This window comes from Streptomyces sparsogenes subsp. cuspidosporus (genome assembly GCF_039532705.1).
Classification (GTDB): Bacteria; Actinomycetota; Actinomycetes; order Streptomycetales; family Streptomycetaceae; genus Streptomyces; species Streptomyces sparsogenes.
Genome location: NZ_BAAASD010000021.1, coordinates 40,390 through 54,658, shown reverse-complemented (window position 1 = coordinate 54,658; position 14,269 = coordinate 40,390). Strand labels below are relative to the sequence as shown.

Below are 14,269 nucleotides of genomic sequence, written 5' to 3'. Positions count from 1 at the left end.
GATCAGTCCGACTCGTAGTCGGTGGTGTTGTCGTCCTGGGTCTGCGGCTGCGGGGTCTGTCCGTCACCGCCGCCGGACACCGAGGCAGTGCCCTTGGTCTTGTTGGTGCCATGCTTGCCCATCTCCACCACCTGGCCGGCGGCGTCGGTGTAGCGGGCGGTCTGCGTGGCCTCGTCCAGCGTCACTGTCGCGTACGCCGGCGGGGCCGCCGGCAGCCGGTCGGTGACCAGCCGCATAGCCCACGGAGCCTCGGGTGCAAGCGTCTCCATACGGAATCCCCTTCCCTCACATCAGGCGGGTAGCCAGACGGCCCCGCCTGATCAGAATCTGCCCACCGCACAGGGTCTGACCAGTAGCGTAGGTGTCGCGAAACGTGGCGTAAAAGTTATGCTCCGTGACTCGGTGTTGGAAGGGCGAGCATCGATGGCTAGCAGGACCAACAACCCGCACCTCGCCCTGTGGATCGCAGCGACCGGTCTGTCCCACTGCGAGATCGCCCGCCGGGTCGCCGCCGAAGCGGTTCGTCGAGGTCACCGCCAGATCACCCCGGACGCCGCCCGCGTCCGCCGCTGGATCGACGGCGAACGTCCCCGCACGCCGGTGCCCAGCGTGCTCGCCGCCGTGCTTTCCGAGACGGTCGACCAGCCGCTCACACCCGGTGATCTCGGCCTCACGGCCGCCGGAGCAGTTCTGGATACGATCCAGGTCCCGCTGCTGACCGAAGCAGCCGCCCAGACCTTGGCCGGATGGACGCAGATGGACCTGTTCATGGACCGCCGCGAAACCCTCAAGCTCGCTGTTGGAGCCCCGTTGATTCTCGCTGCCGAGCGGATGTTGGGCGGTACGGCCCGGCCTCTGAACCGGGCCCACCAGGGATTCGGCACCGACACCGTCGTCGCGCTCGAAGAGGGGCGCGATGCCATCGGCCTCCTTGAAGTGGCCGCCGCGAAGGCTGACCGGCCTGCGGTGAAGGCTTTGGTCGCTTCGCAGACCGGCCGGGTGCACGCGGCGCTCGGTGACGAGGACGAAGCCGAGATGCACCTAAGCGCCGCCGACGATCTTTTGGCTGACAGCCTGGGCGAAGTGCCTGCGTGGCTCGCGTACTTCGACGCTGCCGAACACACCGGCGCCCGTGCCGTGTCCGCCCGCGATCTCGGCGTACTCGGCCGTCCCCACCGTCCCGCGAGCGTCTACTTCCAGGATGCGCTGGAACTGCGAGCCCCCGGCTTCGAACGGGTCCGCGTCATGGACCGCGCCGGGCGGGCCGCTGCTCTCTTCGACGAGGACGAGGTCGAGCAGGCCGCCGCCGCTGCCCAGCAGGCGCTGGACGACGCTGCCCGCGTCGACTCCACGCTCGTGGCCTCCCGGCTCAACAGTCTGCTGGACGCCACCCGCCGTTACCGCACCACATCGGTCGAAGAGGTCCGGGGACGTGCGAAGGACCTCGCCGCCGCCAGGCCGACGACCGTCGCGGCCTGAGACCATCGGAACCATGGGTAAGCACCGCCGACCCGGGCCACCGAACCAGCCATCCCTTACCACCGCACCTCTCGACCCCGACGACCCGCTCGCTGCCTACGTCAAGAGACGACGTGCGCCCATGGACCAGTACCGGCGCCACCGCCCGCTGCACGGTGGCGCCGGCCACCTCCACCCCAGCGAAACGAGGGTTCTGGAGGAGTGGACCGGTTTCGGGTACGAACCAGTCGGCACCGCTCCCGATCTCGCTGCGGCGCAGGTGTGGGTGCGTGATCTCGATCCCGGCACGGCGGATGGTGAAGAGTAGAGGCAGCACCCGCCGTCGCGCGACGGGGCGGCCTTTTGCTCCTTCGCTCCCACCGACCCGCATCGACATTCCTGACGGCTGGGCGAGAGACGTGAGTAAACGTTCCGGCACTGGCAGGGAAGCCTGGTCGGGAGGCGAGGCGGGTCATCGACGGACACACGAACTGACAGGTTAAATAATTGAATTGTGGACGACGGCGGCCTGTACGGCGCACGGCGGGGCGGACGGTATGCAGATGGCCGCCACAAAAACAACCGCGGTCGCGGTCAGCAGAGCGGCTGCGGTCTTCATGATCGCTTGCTTCATGCGCAGGAGTGAACACCATGGTCGTCTAGTTGCCAAAACGGATCACTCGTAGGTGTGAAACTTGCTGGTGGCGCGGCGGTTGAGCGCCGTGGTGAGGTAAGATCCACTGGCCTTTGAGATCACAAATGCTTACTTCCCGCTGGCCGTCGCGCGCTCACGCATGCTGAGCTGCAAGCGGATGTCGGTCAGGGTGTCGAGCGCGCGCCGCTGCTCCTCGGGGAAGCGGAGTCGCCGGGCGAGGCCGAGGGCTGCTTCGAGGTGGTCTGACGCCGATTGCAGGTCCCCCAGCCGGCGTTCGGCCAATCCGAGGCAGCGCAACGCCTGAGTCTCTTCGAGTGCCGCTCCTATGCCCTTCGCCAGAGCGAGCGCGCTTCTGTGGTGTGCTGCCGCTTCATGCTCTCTTCCCGCCGCGTGGAATGCGGAACCGATGCTGTTCAGGGCGATGGATTCATTCCGTCTGTCACCTAACTGCCGGAACGAGAAAAGGGCTTGCCTGTACAGGTCCAGAGCCGCTTCAAGGTCTTCTGGAAGGTTGAGGATATTGGCCAGATTGAATTGAGCAACTGCCTGATCCGAGCGGCTTCCCGTCGCCATGCTGATGCGGAGCGAATTCTCCAATACCTGGCGAGCTGATTCCCGGTCTCCGGTGCTCAGGAACAGATCCGACATGTTGTTCAGTACGTGCGATTCCTCTCGGTGGTCACCGACCTCCCGGAATCCTTTGAGTGCGGCTTCGAAAGAATCCTTGGCGGACAGGTGGCTGCCCAGGTGCAAGAGGGTGATGCCCAGATTGTTCTGCGACCGAGCAACTTGCCACTGATCGTCTGAGCGCGAACGGATTTCCAGAGCCTCCCGCTGAAAGGTGAGCGCCTCGTCCAGTCGGCCCAGATGCCAGTGCAGGACTCCCAGGAGGTGGACCGCTTCGGCCTCCGCTGTTGGGTCATGGAGGTTCTGCGCGAGTGTCAGCGCCCGACGGGCGCAGTCCACTGCCTGTGGATAGCGCGCGGAGTGGGTCAGCGTGGCGCTGAGGTCGATCAGCGCGCGGGCCTCCGCGCGGGGGTTGTTGGTGGTGCGCCAGTGGGTGGCCGCGTGGTCGTGCATGCGCTGGGCTTCGGCCCAGTAGCCCTCGGCGTCCAGGAAACCGGCCAGGACGTGGGCGAACTGGGCGGCCTGGGCGGGGTGGTGGGTGCGGGCGTGGCGTTCGGCGGCGACGAGGGCGGTGCGTTCGGCGGTGAGCCAGCGCTTGGCGTCCTGGGCGTCGGACCAGGTGGGGAGGGGGCAGGGGGAGGGGGCGAGGTGGAGGTCCAGGCGGGCTCGGCGGGGGTAGATCATGCGGTCAGCCTGGGCGGCGGCGTTGAGGTGGAAATCGATGAGCCGCTGGACCGCGCGTTCGCGGTCTTCCTCGGTGTCCTCGGCGACTGTGAGGGTGAGGGCGTATTCGCCCAGAAGATCGTGGAAGCGGTAGCGGTCGGGCGCGGGTTCGGAAAGGAGGTGGGCGTCCAAGAGTGTGTCGATGATCCGCTCGGTCTCTTCCAGGGGGAGGCCGGAGAGCGCGGCGGCGGAGTGCGGGCCGAATTCGGGGGCGAGGTGGAGGCCGAGGAGGCGGAAGACGGTTTGCTGCCCGGCCGTGAGGGTGTTGTACGACATCTCGAACACGCGGGCGATGTCGGTGTATACGTCGCGGATTTCATTGAGCCGGCCGTGGGCCCGGGACAGGCGTTGAATGAGGTGGGAGGTCGTCCAGGAGGGGCGGGAGACCATGCGGCCCGCGGCGAGTTCGATGGCGAGTGGCAAATGGCCGCACAACCGGGCGATATTCGCCACGTCGTTCGCGTCCTGGCTGCGTTCGGGCCCCACCAGCCGCCGGAAGAGGGCGGTCGCGTCGTCCGTCGGCAGCACGTCGAGGAAGAGCGGGCGGACGCCGGGGAGGCCGGCCAGACGACGGCGGCTGGTGATGATGATCAGCGAGGAGGAGCTGCCGGGGAGCAGCGGGCGTACCTGCTCCGGGCCGGCGGCGTCGTCCAGCACGATCACGGCGCGGCGGGAGGCCAGCATGGTGCGCCACAGGGACGTCAGCTCGTTCAGGTCGTGCGGGACGGCGGTGGCGGGCACGCCGAGGAGGCGCAGCAGGGTGGTGAGGGCCGCCTCGGGAGTCAGCGGGTGCCGGCCGGCGGAGTGGGCCTGGAGGTCGATGTAGAGCTGACCTGCGGGGAAGCGCTTGGCGAGGCGGCGCGCGGCGTGCAGGGCCAGCAGGCTCTTGCCGACGCCGCCCATGCCGGTGATGGTCTGGAGCGCGATCACCGCGCTCCCCTCGTCGGGTGCCTGGAGGACGGCCTGTAGCGCGCGCATCTCCTTCTGGCGGCCGACGAGTTCGGCGTGGCCCGGCAGGTTGTTCGGGGCGGCGGCGGCCGGGGCGGCCGTGGTGGCGCCGGCAGTGGTGGTCGGGGCGTGGTCGGTGAGCAGCTCGCTCACCGGGGCCCGGTTCAGGATGAGCCGGTGCGCGCGGGACAGGGCCTCGCCCGGGTCGGCGCCCAGCTCCTCCTTGAGGCGGCGCCGCGCGAGATCGTACGTGCGCAGCGCGTCGGCCTGCCGGCCGCTGCCGTAACCCGCCACCATGAGGTGGCGGATCAGGGTCTCGTCGGTGGGGTACCGGGCGACCAGCGCCGACAACTCGCCCACCAGCTCCGCGAAGCGCCCCCGGCGGAACTCGATGGCGATCCGGGTGAGGGTCGCGGCCAGTCGCCCCTCCAGCAGGGTCGCGCGGACGTTCTCCGCCCACAGGCCGCCGAGTCCGGCCAGCGGCTCGCCCCGCCACAGGCCCTCCGCCTGCCGCAGCAGCGCCAGGGCCTGGGCGTCGTCGCCGCTGTCGGACAGCGACCGGGCCTGGGCGGCCAGCCGGTTGAAGCGGTGCCAGTCGACGGCCTCCGGGTCCACGGCCAGGGTGTACGTGTGGGCCCGCTGCATCAGCGGCGACGGGCTGCCCGGCGCGTCGGCCTGCGGCAGCCGCCGGCGGATCTTGGCCGCGCAGGAGTGCAGGCTGGCCCGTGGCTTGCCGGGCGGATCGCCGTCCCACAGCTGCTCGATCAGGGTGTCCAGGGCGACCGGTTTGCCCACGTCGAGGGCCAGGGCGGCGAGCATCAGTGCGATCTTGGCGGATCCGAGCGGGTCGGGGCGGCCCTCCGTACGCAGTTCTACGGGTCCCAGGATCGAGATCTCGAAGTCCACCAGCGCTCCCCTTTACCGCCGGTCCGCAACGCTCCGTGAGGGAAGCATGACATCGGGACAACTCTGGTCACCAGATGGCCTTCGCGGCGAGCGGGGGCAGGAGGGGCGGGAGGGGCAGAGGGGACAAGGGGGACAGCACGACGCCGGCCCAACGCGTGCCCTGTGCGCCGGGCGCCTCGTCCGCCGGCTCGCGGCCGGGCCATGGGAAGCTCCACTCCGCCGAGGCCAGCGCCGAGAGCGGCAGGCCCGCCTCCAGCCACGCGTGCAGCACCGAGGCGATCAGCGCGTGCTCCCGCCCGGAGATCGGGGGCCCGCCGGCCGCCGTCACCGCGACCGGCACGCCGCCCCCGCGCGCCAGGGCGACACACCGGCCGCCGCCGTCCGCGCCGTCCGCGTCCCGGACCGTGGTGAGCAGGCACCCGGGATAGCGGCGCAGGACGCGGGCCGCGTGCCCGGGGTCGCCGACGCTGCCGTACAGCACATCGGCGCACGTCAGCGTTGTCGCGTCCGCGGCGCCGCCGAGGTCGGCCCGTAGATGGCCGTCGGACAGAGAGGCATCCGCTGTGCACTCGGTGATCAGCGCCAGGTACGGGCCCAGAGCGGACCGTACGACGACCACCGCCGCGCCGCCGCCAACCCAGCCCGTTGCGTGTACGGACTTCGGCCCGGGCGCCCCGAACCCGCCGGCCGGGCTTTCCATCACGGACATGTCGTCCCCCCCCGTCTCTCGCGGTCGTATGTCTCGCGGTCCGCTACGGGAGCGGTCCGCTACGGGAGGGGCATGCCCGGCCGCGCGGGCGAAAGCCTTGGTGGCCCCTTGCCGAAACCTTGCGGTGGCGGTCAGGCAGGGGATGGCGGGAGGGCCTGTTCCGCCCAGATCGTCTTGCCGGTGGCCGAGTGGCGGCTGCCCCAGCGGCGGCTGAGCTGGGCGACCAGGAGCAGTCCGCGGCCGCCCTCGTCGAAGACGCGGGCGCGGCGCAGGTGGGGCGCGGTGTTGCTGCCGTCGGAGACCTCGCAGATGAGCGTCCGGTCGTGGATCAGGCGTAGCTGGATGGGCGCGGTGGCGTGCCGCATGGCGTTGGTGACCAGCTCGCTGACGATCAGTTCGGTGGTGAAGACGGCCTCGTCGAGCCCCCAGGCGAGCAGCCGCTCCGTGACGTCCCTGCGGGCGCGGGCGACGAGGGCGGGGTCGTCGGGGATGTCCCAGGTCGCCACGCGCGAGGAGTCGAGGCCGCGGGTGCGGGCCAGGAGGAGGGCCACGTCGTCGGGTGCGCCGTGCTCGGGGAGCAGCGCCCGCAGCACGCATTCGCACCGCGCGTCCAGCGAGGGGGCGGGCCGGGCCAGCGCCTCGGTGAGGGTGCTGAGCCCGGCGTCCAGGTCGCGGCCCCGGCCGCCGATCAGGCCGTCGGTGTAGAGGGCGAGCACCGTGTCCTCGGGCAGGTCCAGCTCGATCGCCTCGAAGGGGAGCCCCCCGACGCCGAGCGGCGGGCCGGCCGGCACATGGACGGGGCTCACCGTGCCGTCGGGGTCCAGCAGGACCGGCGGCGGATGGCCCGCCCGCGCCACGGAGCAGCGGTGGGCGACCGGGTCGTAGACCGCGTACAGGCAGGTGGCGCCGACGTCCCCGGTGGGCGCGCCCGCGCCGCCCTCGGCGGAGAGGTGGATGACGAGGTCGTCGAGGTGGGTGAGCAGCTCGTCGGGCGGCAGGTCGACGTCGGCGAGCGTGCGTACCGCCGTACGCAGCCGGCCCATCGTGGCCGAGGCATGGATGCCGTGGCCGACCACATCCCCGACGACCAGCGCGATCCGCGCCCCGGAGAGCGGGATGACGTCGAACCAGTCGCCGCCCACCCCCGCGTACGGCCCGGCGGGCTGGTAGCGGAAGGCGACCTCCACCGCGGTGGGCCCGGCCAGCGCCTGGGGCAGCAGGCTGCGCTGGAGGGCCAGGGCGGTGTCGCGCTCCCGGGTGAAGCGGCGCGCGTTGTCCAGGCAGACGGCCGCCCTGGTGGTGATCTCCTCCGCGAGCAGGATGTCGTCCTGGGTGAACGGGTCGGGCCGGGTGTGGCGGGAGAAGACGGCCACGCCCAGGGTGACCCCGCGGGCCCGGATGGGCACGGACATGACCGAGTGGAAGCCGTGGACGCGCAGTGTGGTGGCGCGGGCGGCGTTCTCGGACGCCCAGCGCCTCATGGCGGGGTCCGTCGTCGGGATGATGACGGGGTGGCCCGCCGTCAGCGACACGGTCTGCGGGGAGTCCGACGGATACGTGTCCACCTGCCCCAGCTTGACCACAGCCTCCGGGGCGCCCGGGAGGACGGACTGATGGGCGGCGCGGCGCAGCACCACCGGGCCGGTGAGCGGGCCGGGCGGCGGCTCGCCGAACGGCTCGTCCTGGTCCAGGCGCTCCAGCAGGTCGACGCTGACGAAGTCGGCCAGGCCCGGGATGCCCACGTCGGCCAGCTCCTGGGCGGTGCGCGTGACGTCGAGCGTGGTGCCGATACGGACGCTGGCCTCGCTGAGCAGCAGCAGCCGCTGCCGGGCCAGGTACTGCTCGGTGATGTCGTGGGCGGCCAGGCAGACGCCGTGCACCTCGCCGTCGGGGGTCTTGAGCGGGGCGAGGCGGGCGGACCAGGCGTGGGCGTGGGCCTCGCGGCCGACGCGGCGGTGTGTCTCCACCACGCGCCGCTCGCCGGTGCGCAGCACCTCGGCCATGTGGCGTTCCAGCTCCTCGCTCTCCAGCCGCCCGCCGATCTCCGACAGCCGCAGGCCGCGGATCTCCTTCTCGGGCAGGCCGATGATCTGGGCCATCTGGTCGTTGATCTTGCGCAGCCGCAGCAGGTCGTCGTAGATCGCCACCGGGCAGGGGGACTGCTGGGACGCCAGTGCCTGCAGGGCCTCGTCCTCCGTCTGCTCGATGACGTCCTGGATGTTGCTGGGCGGCTCGGCGGCCCCGGTGGGCTTGGGGTTCCCGGGGGTCCCGGTGGTCCCGGTGGTCCCGGCGTTCCCGGTGCCCCCGGCGCTCCCGGCGTCCCCGGTGGGCTCGTCAGGGCCCGGGAGCGGGGAGACCAGCAGCCAGTCGCCCGGCCCGTCCGTGCTCGGTGCGCCGCGGTGGGCCAGCAGCCGGACGCGTACGGGGTGGCCGTCGCGGTGGCGCAGGGTCAGCGTGCCGTTCCAGCGGGGGAGGGCCACGGCGGCCCGTACGGCGTCGGGGGAGACCTCCTCGGCGAGCAGCGTGGCGGCGTCCCGGCCCACCACCTCCGCGGGAAGGTGGCCGAGCAGCCGCCGGGCGCCCTCGTTCCAGCTGGTCACGACGGCGTCAGCGTTGATCGTGGCCCTGGCCGTGGCGGCCTCGTCGAACGGGTCGTGTCCTCGGCCGCCGAACCCGCCGCCGGGTCCTCCTGGCCCGCCGCCGAATCCGCCGCCGGGTCCTCCTGGCCCGCCGCCGGACCCGCCGCCGGGCCCGCCGCCGGGCCCGCCGCCGAAGGGAGGGGCGCTGTCGTGGCCTGTCATCGTCGTCTGTCCCACCTTCACCACCGCCTGGCCCCGGCTTCCGGGGGGTGGCCGGTCGCAAGGGCCCGCAGAACCAGCGTCGTGCACATCCCGCACCACATCAACCGGGGTGCGCGGCAGACCCGTGTCGCCCACGGGACGGGTCCAGTTTTTCGGGATTGGCCCGCGCTTCTTGATCGCCCGCGCGCCTACTCTCGGCCCGAGCCCCCACCCAGACCGGGAACGGAACCCACATGCACTCTCGACTCGCCCACGACCTGGCCGACCTGCCCGACGCCCTCGACGCCACCCGGCTGCTCGCCACGGGCCTGCTCGACGAGCTGGCGGAGCGGCCGGTCATCCCCTCCGTACGGCCGCCCGAGCCCGAACCGCTCCCTGGCGAGGGAGTCGGACTGCGGGCCGCGCTGGAGGAGTTCGCCGAACGCTGGGAGCCGGCCTTCGGGGCCAGCGCCGGGCCGCGCTACCTGGGGTTCGTCACCGGCGGCAGCACCCCGGCCGCGCTGGCCGGGGACTGGCTGACCGCGACCGTGGACCAGAACTCGAACTCGTCGCTCGACGGCGCCGGGCAGCACCTGGAGCGCCAGACCGTCGGCTGGCTGCGCGAGCTGTTCGGCCTCGGCGCGGCACACGAGGGCGCGTTCGTCAGCGGCGCCACCATGTCCAACACGGTCGGCCTGGCGATCGCCCGCGAGTGGCTGGGGGAGCGCCGGGGCGTCTCGGTCGCCGAGGCGGGGGCCGCGGCCCTGGGGCCGGTGCGGGTGGTGTCCGGCGCCCCGCACTCCAGCGTCGCCAAGGCCCTGTCCGTGCTCGGCCTCGGCCGCGCCGCCCTCGTCCCGGTGCGGACCCTGCCCGGGCGGGAGGCGGTCGACCCGGCCGCGCTGGACGAGGCGCTGGCCCAGGCGGGCGGCCCCTGCGTGGTCGTCGCGAACGCGGGCACGGTCAACACCGTCGACTTCGACGACCTGCGCGCCGTCGCCGCGCTGAAGGAACGCCACGACTTCTGGCTGCACGTCGACGCCGCCTTCGGCGCATTCGCCGCGCTCTCCCCGCGCCACGCGCACCTCGTGGCCGGGATGGACGCGGCCGACTCGGTCTGTGTGGACCTCCACAAGTGGCTGAACGTGCCGTACGACAGCGCCGTCCAGTTCACCCGCCGCCGCGACCTCCAGGCCCGCGTCTTCCAGAACGCGGCCGCCTACCTCGGCCCGCTCGGCGACACGCCCGACCTCGTCCACCTCACCCCCGAGAACTCCCGCCGCCTGCGCGCGCTCGCCGCCTGGTTCACGCTGCGCGCGTACGGCCGGGAGGGGCACCGCGACATCGTCGAACGCTGCGCGGACTGCGCGCACGCCCTGGGCGAGGCCGTGGACGCCACCCCGGGGCTGCGGCTCCTCGCGCCGGTCCGGCTGAACGTCGTCTGCTTCACCCTGGCCGAGGACCCGACCCCCGAACGGCTCGCCGCCTTCGCCGGGGCACTGGCCGACGAGGTCTTCCTCACCCCGACCGTCTACGCCGGGGTCCCGGCGCTGCGGGCCGCCTTCAGCAACTGGCGCACCACCGGGGAGGACGTGCGCCGCATCGCCGAACGCCTCGGGGCGGCCGCCCGGGCCGGTCTCCCGCGTTGACAGGGGGATGACCATCCGGCTGTAATGGCGCGCGGTGCCACGTGGCGTCGGCCAGAGAGCAGTGGGCAGGCCGGCAGCCGGGTGAGCACCCTTCACAAGGGACCACGCCATGAGTACGTACTCCGCGCCCCGCGTCTGACCTGGGCGCCTTCGCGCGCCGTCCCTTGTCCCACCGCCTCAGGACCTCAAGCCTCGGGCCATTGGTTTCTTCCGCACCTCCGGACGAGGGTCGCGCGCCTCACCGTCGTCGATCATCGCCGCGGCCTCGCTCGCGGCGCACACACACCTCTTCCGGAGATGCGACACCGCATGCCCACATCCTTCAACCAGCAGATCATCGAGGAGTTCCGAGCAGCCGGCGGAAAGGTCGGTGGTCCCTTCGAGGGTGGCGACCTGCTGCTGCTCACCACCACCGGCGCCAGGTCGGGGAGGCCGCACACCACCCCCCTCGGCTACGTCCGCGACGGCGACCTGCTGCTCGTCGTCGCGTCCAACCTCGGCGCGCCCCGCCACCCCGCCTGGTACCACAACCTCCTCGCCCACCCCGTGGTGCGCGTGGAGATCGGCACCGAGGCGTACGAGGCGATCGCGGTCCCCGCCGAGGGGGAGCGGCGGGACGAGCTGTTCGCGCGGGTGGTGCGGGTGGCGCCCGGGTACGGCGACTACCAGAGCCGTACGGAGCGCACCCTGCCGGTCGTGGCGCTGGAGCGGCCCGACCACACGGCGGGGGCGCCCCGCGAGATCAGGACGCTCGCCGACAAGGTCCTGGAGATCCACACCTGGCTGCGCGGCCAGCTCCGCCACATACGCGAGGAGGCCGCCGCCCACCTCGCCGCCCGCGCCGCCCACCAGGGCCCGGGCGAACCGCCGCCGCCGGGGCTCGGCCTGCAGATCCGGCAGCACTGCCTGGCCTTCTGCGAGGGCCTGACCCACCACCACGGCGGCGAGGACAAGGCCGTTTTCCCCGCCCTCGCGGCCCACCACCCCCACCTGCGCGAGTCCCTCGACCGGCTCAGCGAGCAACACCAAACGCTCGCAGGCCTCAAGGAGCGGCTCCTCGCCCTGCTGGCCGACATCACCACCGCCGACCCCGTACGCTTCCGGGCCGAGCTGGACCGGATGACCGAGGAGTTGACGCGACACCTCGACGACGAGGAGAAGTGGCTGCTCCCCGCGCTGGCGGAGATCCCCTTCCCCCCGCCGGCCCCGGCCGCGCCGGCGGCTCCAGCGGCACCGGCGGCGGCCGTGCCGACCGCCGAGGCCGGCTGACCGCACCCCCGCCGAGGCGGCCGGCCATCCCGCCCGGCCGCCTCCGCGGGTCCGCCGACGCCTCGCACCGCGCGCTGGGTCAGAGCGTGCCGCCGACCGGAAGGGCCAGGTCGATGGGGCGGGAGCCGGCGTCTTCGCCCGGACAAGCCGACCCCTGGTGAGCTACGCGGCCTGCCGCGCTGGCGATCGGGACGAAGCGGGATCATCGAGGCGCGGAAGACTAGCCTCGGGCCATGGTGACGCGCACCCGGCTGTACCACGACGGCACTCTGCTCCTGGAGGACTTTCCCGCCAGGGACGTCTCCGCGCATCTCGCCGATCCGGCGGCGGTCCTGTGGCTGGACCTGTACCGGCCCGGAGCCGCCGAATTCACCATGCTCGGCCAGGAGTTCGGCATCCACGAACTCGCTCTGGAGGATGCCGCGCAGCGCGGGCAGCGGCCGAAACTCGACCGCTATCGCACCCATGAGTTCCTCAGCGCCTACGCCGTGACCGTCAGCCCGGACGGGGCCGGGCTCACATACAGCGAGATCGCCGTGTTCCTCACCAGGCAGGCCATGATCACCGTCCGCAACGACGAGGGTTTCGACATCGAGAACGTCGTCGCCCGCTGGGACGAGAGCCCGGACCTGGCCGGCCACGGCGTCGGATTCCTGCTGCACGGCCTGCTCGACCATCTCGTGGACGGCCACTTCGCCGCGGTCCAGCAACTGGACGACAGCGTCGAGGAACTGGAAGGGCTGCTCTTCGCGGCCGGGCGTCGTCAGATCGAAGCAGTGCAGCGCCGGGTTTTCGCACTGCGCAAATCGCTCGTCCGTCTGCGGCGCGTCGTCCTTCCGATGCGTGAGGTGGTGAACGCGCTCATGCGGCCGGGCCTGCACGTGATCACCGACCCTCTCGTCCCGTACTACCAAGACGTCTACGACCATGTGCTGCGCGTCACCGAATGGACCGAATCACTCCGGGACCTGGTGGTCTCGGTCATGGAGACGAACCTCTCGGTCCAGGCCAATCGCATGAACCTGGTCATGAAGAAGGTGACGAGCTGGGCCGCGATCATCGCCGTACCCACCGCGATCACCGGCTACTACGGCCAGAACCTCCCCTATCCCGGGTTCGGCCGCGAGTCGGGATTCATCACCTCCGCCGCCGTCATCGTGGTCCTGTCCGCCGTGCTGTATCTGACGTTCAAGCGCAAGGACTGGCTCTGACCCGCCCGGCGTGGGGCACCGGCGACCAGGTCGCCAAGGCGGGAAATGCCTGGTCATTCCCGGCTTCTCGGGCCGGTGAGCGGAGTAGTGTGAAGAGGCCGGGAGTTCCTCGTGCACCAGCTCCGCCGCGGGTGCCGTTTCCGGTGATCGACAACGCCGGGCCGCCCCCGCGAGCCCGGGGACGGGTCCGTGCCATGCCCGGGACCATTGGCCGTACGACATCGATCAGGCGCGCGCCGTCGCCGCCGACCCGGCTGTCCCTGACACCCGCGCCGGGCGGGCTGGACGGCAGGTGGTCACCTCTGATGGCCGGCGACGGCGGCGATGCCCCCGGCCAGGAGGAATCAGCCGACGGGATGGACGCCCGAAGCAGGGAAGAGGCGTGGGAGACCGAGGGGGGAGCGGGTCCGCCGTCACCCCGGTCACCGGACCCGGAGGCACCGCCGGGCGGTGGTGGACCCGACCGCCGCGACCCGCCCCACCGCGACAGCGATGGCGGAGGACGTCGCTTCGGCCCGGCCGAGGGGGGTGGAGGAGGGCACATCATGGCCGTATTGCGCGAGCGGAAGGGGTACCGCGAGAAGATCATGCGGGCTCTGTACCAAGCCGCCGAGGGTAATCGCCTCCTGGGGGTCGACGGGGCGAAGCTCCGGGGCGACCTCGGCATCCCCGAAGAGGACCTGGCCGCTGCCTGTACGTATCTGGCGGACGAAGGCTGGGTCGTCGTCGACTGGGGGAGGGGCAACACGCCCGAGATGATCACGCTGACGCATCAGGGGATCCGGCGGATGGAGACGGAAGAGGAAGGCGTTGCCCCCAGCGAAGGACGGGCGGCACCATGACCGACTCCGAGAGCCCCGGCCCTCCCAGGCTGCTGCCCGATGCCGTCCACAAGGCGGTGGGACCCGGGACGGCCCTGCTGAGGCTGGAGACGACACACGCACGCGAGGGAATCCTGGACGGTGCCTGGTGGCCGCGGTCGCGGGACATCGGTGTCGAGCTGCCCCCGCTGATCTCCGCGCTGACCGAGCACCTCGGACCCGTCGCCCGCGTCGGTCTGGACAGCAGTGCCTGGGACGAACTGCCGACACGGCTGACGGTGGACGGCCGGGTCGTGCACATCGACTCGTTCCCGGTCGGTGACGACACCGTCCTCGTCACCCGCGGCGAGCGGGACCACTTCTCCCTGCTGCTGGTTCCGCCGGACACGGCGCCCGACGCGGCACGCGCCGCGATGGCCAGGGCCGTCCGGGCCGACAACGTCAGCGAGGCCGGACAGATCCTCATCGACCTCGCCCGGGGGTGAACCTCTCGATCTGCCGGCGGACTCCCGCCGC

The 14,269-nt window shown here is 72.0% G+C and carries 11 protein-coding genes; 7 read left to right on the top strand and 4 right to left on the bottom strand.

Features of this window, described 5'->3' with window-relative positions:
- Window positions 1-2: 2 nt before the first annotated feature.
- A complete protein-coding gene (locus tag ABFY07_RS23630) occupies window positions 3-269 on the bottom strand; it encodes a putative ATP-grasp-modified RiPP (protein ID WP_245738129.1) in 267 nt (88 codons plus the stop codon).
- Between the two features lie 154 nt (window positions 270-423).
- Here ABFY07_RS23630 and ABFY07_RS23625 point away from each other — a divergent pair, with 154 nt between their 5' ends.
- Both ABFY07_RS23625 and ABFY07_RS23620 read left to right on the top strand, forming a co-directional pair.
- A complete protein-coding gene (locus tag ABFY07_RS23625) occupies window positions 424-1,479 on the top strand; it encodes an NsdA family TPR-like regulatory protein (protein WP_346176412.1) in 1,056 nt (351 codons plus the stop codon).
- A 13-nt stretch (window positions 1,480-1,492) separates the two neighbouring features.
- Entirely contained in the window at window positions 1,493-1,786 is a 294-nt protein-coding gene (locus ABFY07_RS23620) for a DUF6087 family protein (protein WP_346176411.1), read from the top strand.
- 435 nt (window positions 1,787-2,221) lie between these two features.
- On the opposite strand, the gene ABFY07_RS23615 is transcribed toward ABFY07_RS23620, so the two are convergent.
- From ABFY07_RS23615 to ABFY07_RS23605, 3 genes are all read right to left on the bottom strand, one after another.
- Window positions 2,222-5,317, bottom strand: coding sequence for an AfsR/SARP family transcriptional regulator (locus ABFY07_RS23615; protein WP_346176410.1), 3,096 nt, complete (start codon window positions 5,315-5,317; stop codon window positions 2,222-2,224).
- Window positions 5,318-5,384: 67 nt separating this feature from the next.
- Window positions 5,385-6,026: a hypothetical protein gene (locus ABFY07_RS23610; RefSeq protein ID WP_346176409.1), complete on the bottom strand. Its 642-nt coding sequence runs from the start codon at window positions 6,024-6,026 to the stop codon at window positions 5,385-5,387.
- A 131-nt stretch (window positions 6,027-6,157) separates the two neighbouring features.
- A complete protein-coding gene (locus ABFY07_RS23605; protein ID WP_346176408.1) occupies window positions 6,158-8,827 on the bottom strand; it encodes a SpoIIE family protein phosphatase in 2,670 nt (889 codons plus the stop codon).
- Window positions 8,828-9,060: 233 nt separating this feature from the next.
- Here ABFY07_RS23605 and ABFY07_RS23600 point away from each other — a divergent pair, with 233 nt between their 5' ends.
- From ABFY07_RS23600 to ABFY07_RS23580, 5 genes are all read left to right on the top strand, one after another.
- A complete protein-coding gene (locus tag ABFY07_RS23600) occupies window positions 9,061-10,452 on the top strand; it encodes a pyridoxal phosphate-dependent decarboxylase family protein (protein ID WP_346176407.1) in 1,392 nt (463 codons plus the stop codon).
- A 309-nt stretch (window positions 10,453-10,761) separates the two neighbouring features.
- Entirely contained in the window at window positions 10,762-11,721 is a 960-nt protein-coding gene (locus ABFY07_RS23595) for a nitroreductase/quinone reductase family protein (RefSeq protein ID WP_346176406.1), read from the top strand.
- Window positions 11,722-11,954: 233 nt separating this feature from the next.
- Window positions 11,955-12,932 carry a magnesium transporter CorA family protein gene (locus tag ABFY07_RS23590; protein ID WP_346176405.1) on the top strand — a complete coding sequence of 326 codons (978 nt, stop codon included), beginning with the start codon at window positions 11,955-11,957 and terminating at the stop codon, window positions 12,930-12,932.
- A gap of 545 nt (window positions 12,933-13,477) precedes the next feature.
- On the top strand, window positions 13,478-13,774 hold the full coding sequence (locus tag ABFY07_RS23585; protein ID WP_346176404.1) for a hypothetical protein: 297 nt from the start codon (window positions 13,478-13,480) through the stop codon (window positions 13,772-13,774).
- On the top strand, window positions 13,771-14,238 hold the full coding sequence (locus ABFY07_RS23580; RefSeq protein ID WP_346176403.1) for a DUF5994 family protein: 468 nt from the start codon (window positions 13,771-13,773) through the stop codon (window positions 14,236-14,238). Before ABFY07_RS23585 ends, ABFY07_RS23580 begins: the two co-directional genes overlap by 4 nt.
- The last annotated feature ends 31 nt before the right edge of the window (window positions 14,239-14,269 follow it).